Genomic DNA, 20888 nt, shown 5'->3' with positions numbered 1-20888 from the left:
AGCAGCCTGCGGCTAGCTTCCTAGTTGGCTCTTTGATTTTCATTGAGTATAAAATCCTAACAAACTCAATACTTTAGTAGTCTGATATGCCAATCTCATGAGGTCTTTTTATCATTTTCCATCATATCCTGACGCAAATGTCTACTGATGTCTCTCATCAGTTTCATTTCTAGTAAATGAAAATCAAACTCGGAAGCTCACCGCAGGCTGCTCAAAACACAGCAAGGCAAAGCTGAACTGATTTAAAAAGATTTTCTAAGAGTATCATCATCAATTTCAGACCATTTTTTATAATAACCATTTTATTTTTATCTGTCAAGGTCTATGAACTCTTCCTTAAACAAACCGCTTACAACCTCTACTTTTGAAGGCTTTATTTTTCCCTACTGACAAGATTTGAGACGGTAGGAATCATTGAACATAACCTAGCCAACATCAATCACAATCATTTCTCCTTTCTCAATTACACTAAATTATAGTGTATTGAATCTATAACAGTGCACCTTGGCTGCTAAAATATTTCTATAAATTAATTTGACTTTCCTGATAGAGTTGTTCACATCTTATTTCAATTCACTATACTTTCCCTTATACTCAATGAAAATCAAAGCGCAAACTAGGAAGCTAGCCACAGGTTGCTCAAAGCANNTGACGAAGTCAGCTCAAAATACTGTTTTGAGGTTGCAGATGGAAGCTGACGTAGTTTGAAGAGATTTTCGAAGAGTATTATATGAGAAAAATCCTCTACTCTACTAATCCACTTAGAAAAAACGCATATTATCAAGTGTTAAAAACTGTACTGACCCCAAAAAGTTAGACAATTAATTTATCCGAAGGATTTAGTTCTGTATTGCACAGGGCTAAGTCCTTTTAGTTTTACCTTAATTCGTTTATTGTTGTAGTAATCAATATAGTCTATAATGACTTGTTCCAATTGCTTAAGCGACTGAAACGACTTCTCATAACCGTAAAACATTTCCGATTTCAGAATCCCAAAGAAGGACTCCATCATACCATTGTCTGGGCTGTTTCCCTTGCGTGACATGGATGCTTGAACTCCCTTACTCTCTAAGAACCGATGATAAGAATCGTGTTGGTATTGCCAGCCTTGGTCACTATGGAGAATCGTATTCTCGTAGTGCTTCTCTGTGAATGCCTGTTCCAACATTGTTTGTACTTATTCTAAGTTGGATGAAGTTGAAAGATTATAGGCGATAATTTCGCTATTAAAGCCATCTAAAACTGGTGATAAGTAAAGCTTTTGAGTACTTGCTGGAATGGCAAATTCTGTCACATCTGTGTAGCACTTTTCCATTGGCCTCGATGCTTCGAACTGGCCTTGAATGAGATTCTCTGCCTTCTTACCAACGTCTCCTTTATTTTCGTTTCTGTCGCATTTTAGCTTGTAAATTGAGTACTTTCATCAAGCCTTGAACTCTTTTATGATTTACCAGATAATCACGATTTCTTAGTTCTAAATGAATACAGCGATAAGCATAATTTCCCTTGTGTTCGATAAAAATGGATTGAATTTCAGCTTTAAGCTCTTGATCCTTATCTGTTTTATCTAGCTGTTTCAAGTGATAGTAGTAGGTCGAACGAGCTAGTTTAATGGCTTTTAGAAGAAGATCTAACGAAAACTCAGTCATTAATTCTTAAACAATTTCTGTCTTTCTTCTTTCTCTTTTTCCTCCTTCAATCGGAGTTCTCTTAACTTTTTTAGGATGGCATTCTCCGCTCTCAGGTACTCTCCCTCTTGTTTTCTCAACAATAGTATACCCGTTTTTCTTGTATTGTGCTAGCCAGTTAAGAAGTATCGTACGACTTGGGAGACCGTATTCAAGAGAAACTCTATCTTTAGTCCAGCCTTCATGTAAGACTTTATAAATCATTTCTTGTTTTAAATCAGGAGAATAGTAACGATTTTTTCCTTTTTTGACGAACTCTATTCCGTAACGATCAATCAATTTAATCATGTACCTAATATTAGAATTGTTTATCCCAAATTTATTTGAAAGCTTCTCTAAGCTATATCCTTGTTTTCTAAGTTCATAGATCTGAACTTTATCATCATAAGTTAACTTCATGATAAAAACACCCCAAAAGTTAGATTTTTTTCTGTCTAACTTTTGGGGTGCAGTTCAAACTTGCTAATATGCGTTTTATTATGGAAATGTTGGGTTCATTTTCTCTTAAAATTGATTTTTTCTTAGAATTCTAGCTTAGGTCACTTTTAAAATTCAAATTCCGCAAGAACATCTTGCCCACTGGTGACCAATTTTGCTCCTTCTTGAATCAAATGATGGCAACCGTCTGATAGTCCATCTAAAATGCTACCAGGAATAGCAAAGACATCGCGTCCTTCTTCCATTGCTCGCTCACACGTAATGAGACTACCTGAACGCATCTTAGCCTCTGCTACAATCACGCCACGGCAAAGTCCAGCAATGATGCGATTACGGGCAGGAAAATGAAATTTCAGAGGTTGTTCACCAGGTCCATATTCACTGAGAACCAGATGATCATTTCCAATGTAGTCTTGCAAACGTTTATTGGCTTTAGGATAAAATACATCCAGACCTGTTCCAATCACTGCAATGGTTTTTCCGCCATTCTGAAGAACTGCCATATGAGCTGCTGTGTCAATCCCCTTGGCTAATCCACTGACAATAACCAGTTCATTTTCCAAGCCTTGAATGACTTTTTCAACTGACTTCGCTCCCTGTTTGCTACAAGCACGACTTCCTACGACTGCTACCTTCGGGAATTTCAAGATGTCAAGATTTCCCTTGTAAAATAAAAGCACGGGTGCATCGTATATTTCACTCAAATCCCAAGGATAACAGTCGTCTAAAATAGAGAAAGATGGAAACTTTTGAAATTCTTTCTCCAAATACATATCGTCTATCTGAAAATAACGCTCCATAAAAACAGCTGGATTTCGGCAACCTGATATATCTGCAATATCACCTAACAACAGTTCTTGATCGACATTTTCACCATATTCTAGGACATTCAAAATCTGTTGATTGGTCAAACCTGATTTTTTTAACTTATAGATTTCATAGTTTGTGATTTTCATAAATAACTCCATTTCTTTTTCTACTCATCTATCTATTCGTAAAAAAATCAAAAAACATCCGACTATTTTAGTCAGATGTTGGAATCTTTAATTTTCGTTTTTAAGAATTTCTTCTAATTTATGATAGTCTTGGACACTATCGATCTCATAGATGCTATTGCCTTCTAATTCTTCAACATAGACATCTAGCTCTTTGATGTTATCCTTAACCATATTGTCCCAGTAGAGATCAACAAATTCGCCACTTGCATAGGCCTTATCGATAAAGCTGACAATCTTTTCTGCAGTTGGAGCATCCCAGAAGGATACACCACTAAGGATACGACCTGCCTTGCTATCAACAATAATGTCTTGAACCTTGTAGTCATCTCCATAGACCAAGAACCATTCGTTGGTACAATCTTCACGATAAACACTAAAATAAGTCGAACGTGTCAAATCATTACGGAACATATTTTTAAAGAGATAATTGTCAGCATCAATAACATAGCTGTTAGCCAATTCTTCTTTTACAAGATAGAGAGAGTAAAAGTTATTGTAGTCAGCGTATTTATCATTGAAAACGAGACGAACACCATATTTTTCTTTCAAGTAATCGAATTGTTCTTTAAGGTAACCAACGATGATGATGATATCATGGATCCCTTTTTCTTTTAGAAACTCAATTTGGTATTCAATCAAAGGTTTTTGATTAACCTGAACCAAGGCTTTAGGGGTATTTTCAGTCATAGGACGCAAGCGAGTTCCTAATCCCGCTGCTAAGATAATGGCTTTCACACGAATCTCCTTTATTCTTTAATAATAATATAAACTCCAGCAATGACGACAAGTGACGTCATAATGGTCAGCATATCTAGCGGTGCACCCAAGAAAACAACTGCAAACAAGACAGTCCATACTACATAGCTCACGTTCAAGCCTGTAGCCTTGGCTGGTTGCAAGCGATTGATAGCGATATAATAAGCCAAGTAAGAAATCATATCAAAGGCTGCAAAGACAATCATGAGACCTAGTAATTGTCCATTGGCCACTTCTGCAAATGACTGATGAGAGAAGAGCACAATCACAAGATAGGACAAGAATGAAGTTACTTGACGGATTAAGAGGGCCTCAATTTCACTCAATTCACTTTCCATGGCAAAGGAGCTAAGGACACTCTCACTCCCCCATGCAATAGCACAAACTAAAGCACAGAGAATACCAATGTAGAAGGAATTAACCTGTTCAACCTTATAGGTCTGAGCAATTATCCCTCCAATAATCAAGACAATCCCAAATACAGTATTTTTTGAAATCTTGTGCTTCAAAAAGAAGAAAGCCAATAAAACTGAAATTGCAGGGTAAATAGCCGATACAGATGAAGCTAAGGAACTTCCGATATACTTAACCGCATAAAGATTGGCCTGCATACCAATAGGACCTGCTAGCAAGGCTCCGATGATAACACTGACATTGCGAATATTTAAGAAAATCGAGAGGCGAACTTTTCCTTCTTTTACCAAGAGAAAAGCTAGTAAGATAAAGATGCTCAAAAAATCATGAGCTGCAGCCACCACAAAGGGTGACAAATCTGTAAAAATCGAAAAGATATAAGCACTAACCGTTAGACCCAAGCCCCAGAAAATACCTGAGAGAAGGCCAAAAGGAACTCCGTTTTTACTTTTCATCTGAACCTCCATAAGAAGCCAAACCTTTAACAGCTCTTTGGTAACGATTCACACCATAGTCACCAAAATCTGCACCTTGCTCTTCTCTGTAGACTGTCCATAGACTCCAAATAACATCTTGTAAAATTTTATAAATGGCAATCTTTTCACGAGAGACAGGTGTTTGCTCACTCTCATAGTGAGACAAGAAAGCTTCTTCCTCTTGACGAGTGAATTCAGACTCTAAAAAGAGAGCAGCCAAATCCCACATTGGATCGTTCATTGATGAATATTCCCAGTCAATCAGATAAAGTCGTCCTTGTGGTGACTCGATAAAGTTTTCAGGCACCAAATCGATATGACAAGATTTTCTGTCAACACCTAAGTCAGCCAGTCTTTTCTCTAAGGAGAAGACTTCTTCTCGAACAGCTTCATAGTTGGCATAAGGGATTTTCTCTTCAATCAAGGATTCGTATTTTTTGATTTCTTCAAAAGGAGCAAATTCTCCTCTTAATTCCTTGCCAGAAGCATGAATGGTTTGTAAAATTGGAGCAATTTTATCAAATTTGGTCTTGATTGACGTTGAATCAAGCGTAATCGCAGATTCGATATACTCATTTACTTTGATATCAGCTTCAATATCAAAAAGGTAATTTTTTACATCTAAGTCTAAATCCTTTAGTAGTTCAAGATTGTACTTTTCATCTTGACGATTGATCAGCTTTTCTGTCCCTTTACCAAAGAATTTAACAATGTATTGCTTATTTGTTGTTTTGGCCAAATAGTTTTGATTGGTCATTCCACCCAGTTGTTCAACACTGAGGACTTCCTCTTCTTGACTAAGTAAGGAAGAAATTTTTTCTTTAATGATTTTCTCCACAATTAACCTCCAGCACTTATACTTCCCACTTAAACACGGTTTTAAAGGCTGTGTTTAAATCGGTCGCAAAGACACGGTGAATATCTTTAATTTCTCTTACAGGTTCTTCTAGATAAAGGATATTTTTAAGACGATTGGCAAATTTCTTGACTTCCATCATTTGGATAGCATTTTCAAAATCAATGCGACCAGAACGAGAGGAACCAACCAAGAGCAAGCCTTTTTCTAAGGCATCGCGAGTATTGAGATTGACTTTATATTCGCTAACTCCCATCATGAGAATCGTTCCCTGAGGACGAATGTAGCGAATCAGGTCATTTATAGCCGGTCCAGTACCATTACCACCACAACATTCAAAAGCATGGTCAAAGGCCAAATCTTCGGGAATATTATCAGTGATATAGCATTCTTTGGCAAATGAGAAAAGTTCCAATTTTTCCCAATGACGACCAATAACCACAATCTCTGCTTCTGGCAAAGTATAGTTGATAATATTGGCAACCACAAAAGCTAAACTTCCATCTCCGATAACGGCGATTCGGTCCCGCTTGCTATGAGCAAGAGTCAATAGACGATTCATAGCGTGCATGCCCACACTGACAAACTCTGTAATGGCTGCAACCGTATCTTCGATAGCATCATAAGCCACCACACGGTCTTTAGGAAGAGAAACAAATTCTCTCATAAAGCCATCAAATCCACTAGACAAGAAATGGGTTCCTGTCATGTAGTTTTCATAGAATTCTTCATCGCTCTGCATAGGAGACTGATTGGGAATCATGACAACTTTTTGACCAACCTCATAGGTTCCCGTCGGGTCAGAAATAACGGTTCCACATGACTCGTGAATCATTGCCATTGGAAGCTTTTTATTCAAAATCTTGGGATCACGTTTTCCCTGGTAGTAACGCTGATCCGCATGACAGACCGCCATATAATTAGGACGGATAAGGATATGATTTTCTTGGTCAATAGCCTCTTCCTGATATTTGACATTGATAAACTTAGGCTTAGTTAGTTGATAAATTTGATTAATCATTTTACTAGTCTTTCTCAATCATACTTTTTGCAATCTTCAAATCTGTCACTGTTGTAATTTTTAGATTTGAGTATTCACCTTTGGCCAAGGCCACATCTTTTCCTTTAATCACAAAGATTTTACATGCATCTGTTAAGATTTCTTTCTCTTCGGCAGATAGAGAACCGTAAAGGTCCATGAAGTCCTTACAACGGAATGTTTGAGGTGTTTGTCCTTGATAAAGGTGAGCACGATTTGGAATATCTGTAATAAATTGACCATTGGTACTTTCAACGATAGTATCAACCGCTTCTACCACTGTGTCCACTGCGTCATGATTTTGGGCAAGTTGGATATTGTCCTGAATCATGCGAAGTGTAATAAATGGACGAACAGAATCGTGGGTAACAACGATATCCTCTGAAGTAAGTGGACGATAAGCATCAATGGCTTCAATAATTTTCTCAATACTTGTATTGCGGTCAGCACCACCCTTTGTAATGATGATACGTTCCTTATGAAGAGGAAGATATTTATCTACAAGATCTTCTGCATGAGAAACCCAGTCTCCATGAACCCCAACTACAATTTTTTCAATACTTGGTTCCAAGACAAATTTTTCAATTGTATGAATCAAAATAGGTCGATCACCTAGCTCTAAAAATTGTTTTGGCAAGTTACTGATTCCCATGCGTGTGCCAGTTCCACCAGCAAGAATTCCTGCATAAATCATCTATTTTCTCCTTTGTCTTACTAAAAAAACTTATTCTCTCTATTATACCACAATCTAGTCCTATCATAAAAGAAATACTAGTCATCCCGTTCTAGAATAGAAGGATTAAAGAGTTCTATTATTCAAAGAAACTAGTCCATTTCTAGCAACGACTAGGAATTCTGTCGTCATTACTAATAAATGGCTGTGAAATTTTAGAGTCCTTCAGAATAATATACTTTCCTTAAAGAAAACTTAAAATTAAGCTTTGAAGCTTCAAAGTGATTACTTGACTTATACTCAATGAAAATCAAAAAGCAAACTAGGAAGCTAGCCGTAAGCTGTACTTGAGTACGGTAAGGCGACGCTGACGTGGTTTGAATTTGATTTTCGAAGAGTATTACTGCCCTTCATTTCTTATTAGCTGACTTTATGATATAATGAAAAACGAGGTAAATTGAATGAAAAGTATAAAATTAAATGCTCTATCTTACATGGGAATTCGTGTCTTAAATATTATTTTTCCCATCTTAACTGGTACCTACGTCGCGCGTGTCTTGGACCGAACTGACTATGGTTACTTCAACTCAGTCGACACAATTTTGTCATTTTTCTTACCCTTTGCAACTTATGGTGTCTATAACTACGGTTTAAGGGCTATCAGTAATGTCAAGGATAACAAAAAAGATCTTAACAGAACCTTTTCTAGTCTTTTTTATTTGTGCATCGCTTGTACGATTTTGACCACTGCTGTCTATATCCTAGCCTATCCTCTCTTCTTTACTGATAATCCAATCGTCAAAAAGGTCTACCTTGTTATGGGGATTCAACTCATTGCCCAGATTTTTTCAATCGAATGGGTCAATGAAGCTCTGGAAAATTACAGTTTTCTCTTTTACAAAACTGCCTTCATCCGTATCCTGATGCTGGTCTCTATTTTCTTATTTGTTAAAAATGAACACGATATTGTTGTCTATACACTTGTGATGAGTTTATCGACGCTGATTAACTACCTGATTAGTTATTTTTGGATTAAAAGAGACATCAAACTTGTTAAGATTCACCTAAGTGATTTTAAACCACTCTTTCTCCCTCTGACAGCCATGTTAGTCTTTGCCAATGCCAATATGCTCTTCACTTTTTTAGATCGCCTCTTCCTCGTTAAAACAGGGATTGATGTCAACGTTAGTTACTATACCATAGCTCAGCGAATTGTGACCGTTATAGCTGGGGTTGTAACAGGTGCAATTGGAGTGAGTGTGCCTCGTCTCAGTTACTATCTGGGGAAAGGAGACAAAGAAGCCTATGTTTCTCTGGTTAATAGAGGTAGTCGAATCTTTAACTTCTTTATTATTCCACTGAGTTTTGGACTCATGGTTTTAGGACCAAATGCCATCCTACTTTACGGTAGTGAAAAATATATCGGAGGCGGCATCTTGACCTCTCTCTTCGCTTTTCGTACGATTATCCTGGCCTTAGATACCATTCTTGGTTCCCAAATTCTCTTTACCAATGGCTATGAAAAACGTATCACAGTCTATACAGTCTTTGCTGGGCTACTCAATTTGGGCTTGAATAGTCTCCTCTTTTTCAACCATATCGTGGCTCCTGAATACTACTTACTGACAACTATGTTATCAGAGACTTCTCTACTTGTTTTCTATATCATTTTCATCCATAGAAAACAACTCATCCACTTGGGACATATCTTTAGCTATACTGTTCGATACTCTCTCTTTTCACTTTCCTTTGTAGCAATTTATTTCCTGATTAATTTCGTGTATCCTGTGGATATGGTCATTAATTTGCCATTTTTGATGAATACTGGTTTGATTGTCTTGCTATCAGCTATCTCTTATATTAGTCTACTTGTCTTCACAAAAGATAGCATTTTCTATGAATTTTTAAACCATGTCCTAGCCTTAAAAAATAAATTTAAAAAATCATAGGAGTTTAAAATGAAACAACTAACCGTTGAAGATGCCAAACAAATTGAATTAGAAATTTTGGATTATATTGATACTCTCTGTAAAAAGCACAATATCAACTATATTATTAACTACGGTACTCTGATTGGGGCGGTTCGACATAAGGGCTTTATCCCTTGGGACGACGATATTGATCTGTCCATGCCTCGAGAAGACTACCAACGATTTATAAACATTTTTCAAAAGGAAAAAAGTAAGTATAATCTCCTATCCTTAGAAACTGATAAAAACTACTTTAATAACTTTATCAAAATAACCGACAGTACGACTAAAATTATTGATACTCGAAATACAAAAACCTATGAGTCAGGTGTTTTTATCGATATTTTTCCTATGGATCGCTTTGATGATCCTAAGGTCATTGATACTTGTTATAAACTGGAAAGCTTCAAACTGCTGTCTTTCAGTAAACATAAAAATATTGTCTATAAGGATAGCCTTTTAAAAGATTGGATACGAACAGCCTTCTGGTTACTCCTTCGACCTGTTTCTCCTCGTTATTTCGCACATAAAATCGAGAAAGAAATTCAAAAATATAGTCGTGAAAATGGTCAGTATATGGCCTTTATCCCTTCAAAATTTAAGGAAAAGGAAGTCTTCCCAAGTGGTACCTTTGATAAAACAATCGATTTACCCTTTGAGAATTTAAGCCTTCCTGCACCTGAAAAATTTGATACTATTTTGACACAATTTTATGGAGATTATATGACCCTACCACCAGAAGAAAAACGCTTCTACAGTCATGAATTTCACGCTTATAAATTGGAGGATTAGGATGCAATATTTAGAAAAAAAAGAAATTAAAGAAATTCAACTAGCCCTGCTGGACTATATTGATGAGACTTGTAAGAAACATGATATTCCTTATTTTCTAAGTTATGGAACCATGCTTGGAGCTATCCGCCACAAAGGTATGATTCCTTGGGATGATGATATTGATATTTCCCTTTATCGTGAGGATTATGAGCGTTTACTGAAGATTATTGAAGAAGAAAATCACCCTCGCTACAAGGTTCTTTCCTACGATACATCTTCTTGGTACTTCCATAATTTCGCATCGATTTTGGACACTTCTACTGTTATAGAAGACCATGTTAAGTACAAGCGTCATGATACCAGCCTTTTCATCGATGTCTTCCCAATTGATCGATTTACAGACTTGAGCATTGTCGACAAGAGCTATAAGTATGTGGCCCTTCGTCAACTAGCTTATATCAAAAAATCACGAGCAGTTCACGGTGATAGCAAACTAAAAGATTTTCTTAGATTATGTAGCTGGTACGCTCTCCGATTTGTCAATCCTCGCTACTTTTACAAGAAAATTGATCAGCTAGTCAAAAATGCTACAACCAACTCTCCTCAATATGAAGGAGGAATTGGGATCGGTAAGGAAGGGATGAAAGAAATCTTCCCAGTTGATACCTTTAAAGAACTGATTTTGACTGAGTTTGAAGGTCGTATGTTGCCTGTGCCAAAAAAATATGACCAATTTTTAACCCAGATGTATGGGGATTATATGACACCACCATCAAAAGAAATGCAAGAATGGTATAGTCATAGCATTAAAGCTTATCGTAAAAACTGATTGAGGGCGACCATACAAACTACTAAGATAGAGGTTATTCAAAAACATAATTTTAGTAGAAAATGAAGTAAATATTCCTACAATAAAACGCATCATATCAGGGTTTTTGAAAAACCTTGATATGATGCGTTTTATAATTTTAAAGACTTTTTTCTATAGTAGATTGAAATAAGATGCGAACGAATCAATTAGAAAATTCAAATTAATTTCTAGAAATATTTTAGTATCCCTGTGTACTGTTCTAAATTCAGTCTGCTATATCTTATTTTTCTATTTAAATCGCTTCTGTAACAAAGCTACGACTTTCAAGTACCTTAAGCATGGCATTAGCTGTATCTAGCGCTGTGAAGAGGGGCACCCCGTGTTCAATGGCTGAACGACGAATTTGCTCACCATCTTCGTCAGCAGTTCGTTTTGTTCCTACTGTGTTAATGATAGCTTGAATTCTTCCTTTGCGTACAAAACTTGGGATATCCTTATCGTCATCACCAATCTTACCAACAGGTTGGGCTTGCAAGCCATGACTAGCAAAGAAGGCTGCTGTCCCTTCTGTCGCAAGGATTCCATAACCAATGTTTTGGAAACGACGAGCCAAGTTCAAGGCTTCTTCTTTGGCATCATCAGCGATGGTAAAGACGACATTACCAAAAGTTGGCAAGTGTAGATAAGAAGCTTCAAAGGCTTTATAGAGAGCTTTTTCCAAAGTAGCATCAGAACCCATAACTTCACCTGTTGACTTCATTTCAGGACCGAGCAAGCTGTCTACCTTAGCTAGTTTGGTAAAGGAGAAGACAGGTGCCTTGATATGAACACGGGTGCTTTCAGGGTAAAGTCCATTTTGGTAGCCAAGTTCTGATAAACTTTGACCAAGAATGAGCTTGGTCGCTACTTGAGCCATAGGAATATTGGTTACCTTAGATAGGAATGGAACGGTACGGCTGGCACGTGGATTGACCTCAATAACGTAGACTTTTTCATCCTTGATAACAAACTGGATGTTCATCATTCCAAGGCAGTGAAGACCGATTGCTAAGCGTTTGGTGTAGTCTGCGATGGTCTCCTGAACCTTTTGCGACAAGGTTTGTGGTGGGTAAACAGCCATTGAGTCACCTGAGTGGACACCAGCACGTTCGATATGCTCCATGATACCAGGGATAAGGACATTTTCTCCGTCTGAGATGGCATCGACTTCACACTCTTGCCCAACAATATAAGAATCGACAAGAACTGGGTGGTCTGGACTAGCCTTAACAGCGGTACGCATGTAAGAACGAAGGTCTGCTTCGTTTTCAACGATTTCCATAGCACGACCACCCAAGACATAAGATGGGCGAACGAGGACTGGGAAACCAATCTTACGAGCTGCAAGAACTGCTTCTTCTTCATTGGTAGCCGTTTGTCCTGGTGGTTGTGGAATGTCCAAGTCTTTGAGAGCTTGCTCGAAGAGGTCACGGTCTTCGGCACGGTCTAGGTCAGCAACCTGTGTACCAAGGATGGTCACACCTGCTTTTGCCAATGGCTCCGCAAGGTTGATGGCTGTTTGACCACCAAACTGAACGATAACCCCCTTTGGTTGTTCCAAATCGATAACATTCATGACATCTTCAAATGTCAATGGTTCAAAGTAGAGCTTGTCAGACACAGAGAAGTCCGTAGAAACGGTCTCTGGGTTTGAGTTTATGATGATAGCTTCATAACCAGCAGCTTGAATAGCCTTGACAGAGTGAACGGTTGCGTAGTCAAACTCAACCCCTTGACCGATACGGATTGGACCAGAACCTAGGACAAGTACAGATTCTTTATCAGACTTGATAGACTCATTTTCCCAACCATAGGTTGAATAGAAATATGGTGTTTCAGAGTCAAACTCAGCCGCACAGGTATCAACCATCTTGTAAACTGGAACAATCTTGTTTTCCAAACGAAGCTGGCGAACTTTGTCAGCTGTCGTTTTCCAAAGTTCAGCAATCTTACGGTCTGAAAATCCATTTAGTTTAGCCGTTTTCAAAACGTCTAGATCTTGTAGATGGGCACCTAATTCTTGCTCAATTTCAAAGATGTGCAAGAGTTTATCCAGATAGAAGATATCAATCTTAGTCAATTCAGCAATTTCTTCTGGTGTGTAACCACGGCGAATAGCTTCTGACACATAGAAGAGACGGTCATCTTGGGCTTTGACAACTTTTTCAATCAAGTCATCATCAGAAACTGATGCAAGTTCAGGCATTTCATTGTGGTGCACACCAATTTCAAGGGAACGACAAGCTTTAAGGAGAGATTCTTCGATGTTTCGACCGATTGCCATGACTTCTCCAGTGGCCTTCATCTGTGTCCCAAGACGGCGCTCACCCTTTTCAAACTTATCAAATGGGAAACGTGGAATCTTGGCAACCACGTAGTCAAGGGCAGGCTCAAACATGGCATAGGTTGAACCCGTGACTGGGTTAATAACCTCATCCAAGGTCAAGCCAACTGCAATCTTAGCAGCCAACTTAGCAATTGGGTAACCTGTCGCCTTAGATGCAAGGGCTGACGAACGTGATACACGAGGGTTTACTTCGATGACATAATACTTGAAACTGTGTGGGTCAAGGGCCAGCTGAACATTACATCCACCTTCAATCTTAAGGGCACGAATAATGCTCAAGCTCGCGTCACGTAGCATTTGGTTTTCATAGTCTGACATGGTTTGCGCAGGGGCAAATACGATGGAATCCCCTGTATGAATCCCAACTGGGTCAAAGTTTTCCATGTTACATACAACCAAAGCATTGTCAGCTGAGTCACGCATCACTTCGTATTCAATTTCCTTGAAACCAGCAATTGAACGCTCAATCAAACATTGGGTAACAGGTGACAATTTCAAACCATTTTCAGCGATTTCACGTAATTCTCCCTCATTGGCACACATACCACCACCAGTACCACCAAGAGTAAAGGCTGGACGGACGATGACTGGGTAGCCAATAGTTGCAGCAAAGGCAACTGCTTCTTCTACTGTGTTGACAATTTCAGATTCTGGAATTGGTTGGTTGAGCTCTTCCATCAATTGTTTAAAGAGGTCACGGTCTTCAGCTTGGTCGATGGCAGATAATTTGGTGCCTAGAAGTTCCACTCCTAGCTCATCCAAAATACCATTCTTAGACAATTCCATGGCCATGTTGAGACCTGTCTGACCACCGAGTGTTGGTAGCAAGGCATCTGGACGTTCCTTACGAAGAATACGTGTCACAAACTCAAGTGTAATCGGTTCAATATAAACCTTATCAGCAATTTCCTTGTCTGTCATGATAGTTGCAGGATTTGAGTTAACCAAGACAACCTCATAACCTTCCTCTTTCAAAGACAAGCAGGCCTGGGTCCCAGCGTAGTCAAACTCAGCAGCCTGACCAATAATAATCGGACCAGAACCAATCACCATAATTTTTTGAATATCAGTACGTTTAGGCATATATAAGATATTAAGGGCGTCAAGCGGACAAAGCTAAAATAGGAGTTATGACGAAGAACTGTCAGTTCTAGGAATAACTATCTTTTTAGCACCGTCCGTAGCCCGTATTCAGTTCAGCAAATACGGACCACCCTTCTCCTTTCTATTCGTCGCCTCACTGAGCAACATTAAATAAATTCTCCGACGATTTTTTAGCGAAACGATATTTTTCGGTAAAAAATCTAGTGCAGGGAGTTTTTAGTTCGCCTGATAGCGACTAAAAGAAACGACCTGCCTTTCTATTCGGCAACTCTCAGATTGCCATTAAATAAGATACAAAGGACGAATAGAAAGCGATTGAATTTTAGGAAACCAAGGAAGGATTGACAATCCAAGTTGGTTTCTCTAAATTCCGAGCTTTCCGTCCGTGTTCAGTTACATAAATTCTCCGACGAGCTTTTACTCGTTCTTAGTTTGATTGTTTAAAAGCTTCCATCATCTCGATAAACTCGTCAAATAGGTAGCTTGCGTCGTGTGGACCAGGGGCTGCATCTGGATGGTATTGAACAGAGAAAGCAGGTTGGTATCTGTGACGCACACCTTCAACTGACTTGTCATTGATTTCTTCGTGAGTAATGATCAAGTGCTCTGGCAAATCCTCACGGCTTACTGCATAACCATGGTTTTGACTTGTAAAATCCACACGTCCTGTAGCAATTTCGCGTACCGCATGGTTGAATCCACGGTGTCCAAATTTCATCTTGTAAGTCTTAGCCCCGTTTGCCATAGCAAAAAGTTGATGTCCCATACAAATACCAAAAATTGGAATTTTCCCTTGCACACCACGAATCATATCCAGTGCCTGTGGAACATCTTCTGGGTTACCTGGACCGTTTGACAACATAACTCCGTCAGGATTGAGATGGAGAATTTCTTCAGCCGTTGTCGAATAAGGAACAACTGTCACGTTACAGTTGCGTTTAGAAAGTTCACGTAGGATTGAGTGCTTGAGACCAAAGTCAACTAAGACAACACTCAAACCAACTCCTGGAGCTGGATATGAAGTTTTAGTAGAAACCTGTTTGATATTGTCTGTCGGCAAGACTGTCGCTTGGAGCTGGTCCGTCACATGATCCATGCTGTCCCCAACATGGGTCAAGGTTGCACGCATGGTACCATGCTTACGGATAATCTTGGTAAGTGCACGCGTATCAATTCCTGAAATACCTGGAATTTTCTTGGCTTTCAAAAATTCATCCAAGGTCATTTGATTGCGCCAGTTGCTTGCTCTACGTGCTTCTTCAAAAACAACAACTCCCTTACAAGTTGGAATAATGGATTCGTAATCATCACGGTTAATTCCATAATTTCCCACCAAAGGATAAGTAAAGGTCAAGATTTGTCCATTATAAGACTGGTCTGTAATGGATTCTTGGTAGCCAGTCATCCCTGTATTAAAGACAATTTCACCAGTTACATCAATATCTGCTCCGAAGACCTTACCTTCAAAAACTGTGCCATCTTCTAATACTAGAAGTCTTTTTGTCATATTTTCACCTCTCGTGGACGCTCACTGGCGTCTTTTAACGTCTTGTGTTTTAGTTGGCGTTTCTACTCGCCAGTACGGATTCTAAGATTGCCATTCGAACAAAGACACCATTGGTCATTTGTTGGGCAATCCGTGATTTTGGTGCTTCAACCAAGTGATCTGCGATTTCTACATCACGATTGACTGGAGCTGGGTGCATGAGGATTGCTGTTTCTTTCAAACGGTCATAACGTTCTTGAGTCAAGCCATGTTGGGCATGGTAGTCTTCTTTTGAAAAGACAGCTCCACTATTATGGCGTTCATGTTGCACACGGAGAAACATCATAACATCCACCTGATCAATGATTTCATCAATGGCTACAAACTGTCCATAGTCTGCAAACTCTTGACTTCTCCATTCCTCAGGTCCAGCAAAGTAAAGTTCAGCTCCCAAGCGTTTCAAAATCTGCATATTGGATTTGGCAACGCGTGAGTGGTCCAAGTCACCTGCAATCGCAACCTTGAGACCCTCAAAGTGACCAAATTCCTCATAAATAGTCATCAAATCAAGCAAACTCTGGCTAGGGTGTTGTCCCGAACCATCTCCACCATTGATGATGGAAGTCGTAATCGTTGGACTTGCAATTAACTCTCTGTAGTAGTCAACCTCAGGGTGGCGAATCACACAGACATCTACTCCTAAGGCAGACAGAGTCAAGATAGTATCATAAAGTGTCTCACCCTTATTAACTGAACTAGTCTTCACATCAAAGTCAAGTCGTTCCAATCCCAATTTAATCTCTGCCACTTCAAAGGACTTATGCGTCCGTGTAGAATCCTCAAAGAAAAGATTGGAAACAATCGGATGGTCTTCATAGGGAAGCTGGGCTCCATTTTTAAACTCAATTCCTCGCTTGATCAATTTCATGACTTGATCGACAGTGAGGTCTTCCATGGACACCACATGGTTCAATGCTTGTTGATTTTCTGACATGGCTACTCCTTTAGCTTTCTAAGCTTCTTCAGTAATCAGAACTCTGTCTTGGCCATCAAGTTCTGCCATCTCTACGATGATTTCTTCAGAACGACTGGTTGGGATATTCTTCCCAACGTAATCTGGACGGATTGGCAATTCTCTATGTCCACGATCGACTAGAACTGCTAAACTTACGCGCGCAGGACGACCATGACCTACAATATTATCAATAGCAGCACGGATGGTACGACCTGTATAAAGCACATCGTCCACCAAGATAACTTCGCGGTCTGTCACATCGACAGAAACCAAAGAAGTATCTTCTCCACTTTTAACATCATCACGGAAGGGTTTAGTATCCAATTCCACAACCGGAACTGAAAGGTTTTCTAGTTGCTCCAAACGTTCTTGGATACGATGGGCGATAAAGACACCGCGAGTTTTAATACCAGCCAAGACGATTTTATTCAAATCTTTGTTGCGTTCAATAATCTCATAAGTAATACGCGTAATCGCTCGTTTGACGGTCAATTCGTCTACAACTTCTTTTGTCTTCATGACAAACCTCCAAAAAGAAAAGTCTCCTTAAACAAGGAGACTTGAAATGTATAGCTAAGCAAGCCCTACTGCACACAGTATAGACTTCACCCTTCTACTTTATCGCGCTCCTTGCCTGCCTCACGGGACAAGTTTAAAGGAATATTTAGTTATCAATTACTATAGCACAAAGTAAGCTTAAAATCAAGCAAAAACTTCGATCTTCCATCTTACAAATTGCTAAAATCATATAACTGTGGGTACTGGTCACACTCTGGATTTTTAGGATGACAAATGGCTCTTCCAAAATAAATCATGGCCTGATGAGCTGCTAACCACTGCTCAGGCGGCAAGATATCCATGACCCGCTTTTCCACCTCAAGTGGTGTCGCTGATTTTTTGACGATATCGTGGTGTTTGCAAATACGCTCCACATGAGTATCCACTGCAAAGGCTGGAATCCCAAATCCTACACTCATAACAACATTGGCTGTCTTGCGACCAACACCTGCCAAACTCTCCAATTCCTCACGTGTTTGAGGGACTTGACCATCAAAATCGTCTAGTAACTGTTGGGCACATTTTTTAAGGAATTTAGCCTTATTTCGATACAGTCCCAGTCGAGAAATGTGTGAAGCAATCTCACTCTCTGTTGCAACAGACATGGCTTGTGGCGTTGGAAAGGCAGCAAAGAGGCCTGGCGTAGCCTTATTTACCGCTGCATCCGTCGTCTGGGCTGACAACATGACCGCAACCAAGAGTTCAAAATGATTAGTGAAATCAAGACTGGGCTTGGCATCTGGAAAAAGAGCAATGATTTCTTCTAGCACCTTTCGTGCTCGTTTTTTTGACAAAACCATTATTCGTCTCCATCAAATAGTCCTTGTAAACCAGCAAAAGGACTGTTTTCTTCTTTCTTAACTGCTTGTTGAGCTTGGTATTCTTCTTCTGTCATGATTTGCCAGTCATTTCCTGAAACAAATCCTTGGCCAGCTTCTTCTTCAGCCGTCAAGACCTTGATAGGAATGTTTAGTAGGATATTGTCTGACACGCTCTCAGCAAGGTCAAGTTCTCCATTTTCGATAGGCAGGACCAAGTCATCGTCTAAAACTTCCTGATCTAGTTGGTTAGTTGCACCTTCCATGAAAACTTCCGTTACTGGATAAGATTCAACTAACTCAACTGGCTCCATACTACGACTTGAAGCAAGAACAATGGTATAAGATAGTTGATAATCTAAGAAATACATACGGTTTTCGTACTGTACTTTCCCAACTGCAAGGATATTTTTTACATCTAAAATTTCTTGATTACGTGCACGCAGGTCTGCGACTAGGTCTAACGTTTGTTCAAAATGCAAGCCTTCAGACTGCTTGCGTATCTCTTGAATATTTAATTTCATACTTCCTCCATAAAGATTTACTCTCTTGATTATACCATGAAAAGCCTACAAATCAACCCACCAAACTTTGTAATTAACATTCAAGTTTTTAATATGTCCACTATGATATTTTGTTTTTTAGTGCTATACTACATCAGAGCAAGGAGGATGCCCCTATGGAAGACAAAGAACTCGGTACTAATGCTTATCACTCGTATTTTAGAGCTTGGAATTTCCAGTTTTCTGTTGACAAAATTTCCTTAAAAGTATAGTATAAAGATACCAATACTCGGAGGTAAGGGAGACATGAACAACTAAGCCTATCAAATAAAAAACCTTTATTTAGTAGATCTTGTTTTTGTCTCTTTTTGTGTACTCTTTTATGCTCTTTTTCTGGCATTTTATACTCAATGAAAATCAAAGAGCAAACTAGGAAGCTAGNNACGGTAAGGCGACGCTGACGTGGTTTGAAGAGATTTTCGAAGAGTATTAATAGAGTTTTTTTGACATAGACTTTGGGCTCTACTAGGTAAAGTAGAGCTTTTTGTTATGTAGTATCAACATTCTAGAAAGGGCAATCATATGATAAAAATCAATCACCTGACCATCACACAAAACAAAGATTTACGAGACCTTGTCTCTGACCTCAGCATGACCATCCAAGACAGGGAAAAGGTCGCTATTATTGGTGAAGAAGGAAATGGCAAATCCACCTTACTTAAAATTTTAATGGGGGAAACTTTGCCTGATTTCACTATCGGGGGAGACATTCAATCTGATTATCAATCAATAGCCTACATTCCTCAAAAACTTCCTGAGGACCTGAAAAATAGAACTCTACACGACTACTTCTTTTTAGATACTATTGATTTAGATTACAGTGTCCTCTATCGTTTAGCTGAGGAATTGCATTTTGATAGCAATCGTTTCGCAAGCGACCAAGAGATTGGTAGTCTATCAGGGGGTGAAGCTTTGAAAATTCAGCTCATCCATGAGTTAGCCAAACCTTTTGAGATTCTATTTTTAGATGAACCTTCAAATGACTTGGATCTTGAGACGGTTGATTGGCTAAAAGGTCAAATGCGCAAGATTCGGCAAACCGTTATTTTCATTTCCCATGATGAGGACTTTCTTTCTGAAACGGCAGACACTATTGTTCACTTGCGACTGGTCAAGCACCGTAAAGAAGCAGAAACACTAGTAGAGCATTTAGACTATGATAGTTATAGTGAGCAGAGAAAGGCTAATTTTGCCAGACAAACCCAGCAAGCAGCCAACGACCAAAGAGCCTACGATAAAACCATGGAAAAGCATCAACGAGTTAAACAAAATGTAGAAACTGCTCTTCGAGCTACCAAAGACAGTACTGCCGGTCGCCTATTGGCTAAAAAGATGAAAACTGTCCTCTCACAAGAAAAACGCTACGAAAGAGCAGCTCAGGCCATGACCCAAAAACCACTTGAAGAGGAAGAAATCAGACTTTTCTTCTCAGACATCCAACCATTACCGCCTTCTAAAGTCTTAATCCAATTGGAGAAAGAAAATTTGTCCATTGGCGACCGAGTTTTGGTTCAAGAACTACAATTAACTATCCGTGGCCAAGAAAAAATCGGTATTATCGGGCCAAATGGTATTGGAAAATCAACTCTGTTAGCCAAATTACAGCAACTTCTGAATGATAAAAGAGAGATTTTACTTGGTTTTATGCCACAAGATTACCAGCAAAAACTGCAATTGGATTTATCACCAATAGCCTATCTAAGTAAAACTGGGGAAAAAGAGGAACTACAAAAAATCCAATCTCACTTAGCCAGTCTCAATTTCAGTTATCCAGAAATGCAGCATCAAATTCGCTTCTTATCTGGCGGACAACAAGGAAAACTCCTGCTTTTGGATTTAGTCTTGCGCAAACCAAACTTTCTCCTGCTAGATGAACCCACACGAAACTTTTCTCCAACTTCTCAACCCGAAATTAGAAAACTCTTTGCCACTTATCCTGGTGGTCTCATCACTGTTTCGCATGACCGTCGTTTCTTAAAAGAGGTCTGTTCAAGCATCTACCGCTTAACAGAACACGGTTTGGAGGTAGTTAATTTTCAAGATTTATAAACCCCAATTATTCACC

The 20888-nt window shown here is 39.1% G+C and carries 16 protein-coding genes and 1 pseudogene; 4 read left to right on the top strand and 13 right to left on the bottom strand.

The features are described from left to right. Positions 1-826 precede the first annotated feature (826 nt). The 7 genes and pseudogenes from HT723_RS03515 to HT723_RS03485 form a co-directional block, all read right to left on the bottom strand. A pseudogene (locus HT723_RS03515) lies at positions 827-2087 on the bottom strand (IS3 family transposase). Positions 2088-2233: 146 nt separating this feature from the next. Next, positions 2234-3082: a DNA-processing protein DprA gene (dprA, locus tag HT723_RS03510; RefSeq protein WP_172934653.1), complete on the bottom strand. Its 849-nt coding sequence runs from the start codon at positions 3080-3082 to the stop codon at positions 2234-2236. An 87-nt stretch (positions 3083-3169) separates the two neighbouring features. After that, a complete protein-coding gene (locus HT723_RS03505; protein ID WP_020902399.1) occupies positions 3170-3859 on the bottom strand; it encodes a CTP--phosphocholine cytidylyltransferase in 690 nt (229 codons plus the stop codon). Positions 3860-3870: 11 nt separating this feature from the next. Beyond that, positions 3871-4749, bottom strand: a complete 879-nt coding sequence (locus tag HT723_RS03500; protein WP_050261493.1) for a DMT family transporter — start codon at positions 4747-4749, stop codon at positions 3871-3873. Then, positions 4739-5608 carry a choline kinase LicA gene (gene licA, locus HT723_RS03495; RefSeq protein WP_172934652.1) on the bottom strand — a complete coding sequence of 290 codons (870 nt, stop codon included), beginning with the start codon at positions 5606-5608 and terminating at the stop codon, positions 4739-4741. Before licA ends, HT723_RS03500 begins: the two co-directional genes overlap by 11 nt. 16 nt (positions 5609-5624) lie before the next feature. Further along, on the bottom strand, positions 5625-6647 hold the full coding sequence (locus tag HT723_RS03490; protein ID WP_172934651.1) for a ribitol-5-phosphate dehydrogenase: 1023 nt from the start codon (positions 6645-6647) through the stop codon (positions 5625-5627). A 4-nt stretch (positions 6648-6651) separates the two neighbouring features. Continuing rightward, positions 6652-7359, bottom strand: coding sequence for a 2-C-methyl-D-erythritol 4-phosphate cytidylyltransferase (locus tag HT723_RS03485; RefSeq protein WP_023940235.1), 708 nt, complete (start codon positions 7357-7359; stop codon positions 6652-6654). A 440-nt stretch (positions 7360-7799) separates the two neighbouring features. Between HT723_RS03485 and tacF the strand changes: the two genes are divergently transcribed. From tacF to HT723_RS03470, 3 genes are read left to right on the top strand one after another with little or no spacing between them, the layout of a single operon-like run. Then, positions 7800-9287 carry a type IV teichoic acid flippase TacF gene (gene tacF / locus HT723_RS03480; protein WP_172934650.1) on the top strand — a complete coding sequence of 496 codons (1488 nt, stop codon included), beginning with the start codon at positions 7800-7802 and terminating at the stop codon, positions 9285-9287. Between the two features lie 9 nt (positions 9288-9296). Continuing rightward, positions 9297-10100: a phosphorylcholine transferase LicD gene (locus HT723_RS03475; RefSeq protein WP_172934649.1), complete on the top strand. Its 804-nt coding sequence runs from the start codon at positions 9297-9299 to the stop codon at positions 10098-10100. A 1-nt stretch (position 10101) separates the two neighbouring features. Further along, positions 10102-10911, top strand: a complete 810-nt coding sequence (locus HT723_RS03470) for a phosphorylcholine transferase LicD (RefSeq protein WP_050110509.1) — start codon at positions 10102-10104, stop codon at positions 10909-10911. Between the two features lie 274 nt (positions 10912-11185). Here HT723_RS03470 and carB read toward each other — a convergent pair whose 3' ends face one another. The 6 genes from carB to HT723_RS03440 all read right to left on the bottom strand — a co-directional run bounded on the left by carB (position 11186) and on the right by HT723_RS03440 (position 18784). Beyond that, the gene (carB, locus tag HT723_RS03465) at positions 11186-14362 is read right to left on the bottom strand and encodes a carbamoyl-phosphate synthase large subunit (RefSeq protein WP_172934648.1); all 3177 of its coding nucleotides are present in this window, start codon (positions 14360-14362) and stop codon (positions 11186-11188) included. Positions 14363-14810: 448 nt separating this feature from the next. Further along, positions 14811-15890, bottom strand: a complete 1080-nt coding sequence (locus tag HT723_RS03460; protein WP_172934647.1) for a carbamoyl phosphate synthase small subunit — start codon at positions 15888-15890, stop codon at positions 14811-14813. A 49-nt stretch (positions 15891-15939) separates the two neighbouring features. Then, on the bottom strand, positions 15940-16863 hold the full coding sequence (locus tag HT723_RS03455) for an aspartate carbamoyltransferase catalytic subunit (protein ID WP_172934646.1): 924 nt from the start codon (positions 16861-16863) through the stop codon (positions 15940-15942). Between the two features lie 18 nt (positions 16864-16881). Continuing rightward, positions 16882-17403, bottom strand: coding sequence for a bifunctional pyr operon transcriptional regulator/uracil phosphoribosyltransferase PyrR (gene pyrR / locus HT723_RS03450; protein ID WP_000850023.1), 522 nt, complete (start codon positions 17401-17403; stop codon positions 16882-16884). A 209-nt stretch (positions 17404-17612) separates the two neighbouring features. Next, the gene (gene nth, locus HT723_RS03445; RefSeq protein WP_000244443.1) at positions 17613-18242 is read right to left on the bottom strand and encodes an endonuclease III; all 630 of its coding nucleotides are present in this window, start codon (positions 18240-18242) and stop codon (positions 17613-17615) included. Continuing rightward, the gene (locus HT723_RS03440) at positions 18242-18784 is read right to left on the bottom strand and encodes a DUF177 domain-containing protein (protein WP_023936535.1); all 543 of its coding nucleotides are present in this window, start codon (positions 18782-18784) and stop codon (positions 18242-18244) included. The genes nth and HT723_RS03440 overlap by 1 nt, the downstream gene beginning before the upstream one ends. Positions 18785-19345: 561 nt before the next feature. Here HT723_RS03440 and HT723_RS03435 point away from each other — a divergent pair. Beyond that, positions 19346-20872 carry an ATP-binding cassette domain-containing protein gene (locus tag HT723_RS03435; protein WP_172934645.1) on the top strand — a complete coding sequence of 509 codons (1527 nt, stop codon included), beginning with the start codon at positions 19346-19348 and terminating at the stop codon, positions 20870-20872. Positions 20873-20888: the final 16 nt, after the last annotated feature.

The organism is Streptococcus sp. 2106 (genome assembly GCF_013277315.1).
Taxonomy (GTDB): Bacteria; Bacillota; Bacilli; order Lactobacillales; family Streptococcaceae; genus Streptococcus; species Streptococcus pseudopneumoniae.
This window is presented reverse-complemented; position numbering and strand designations above follow the sequence as displayed.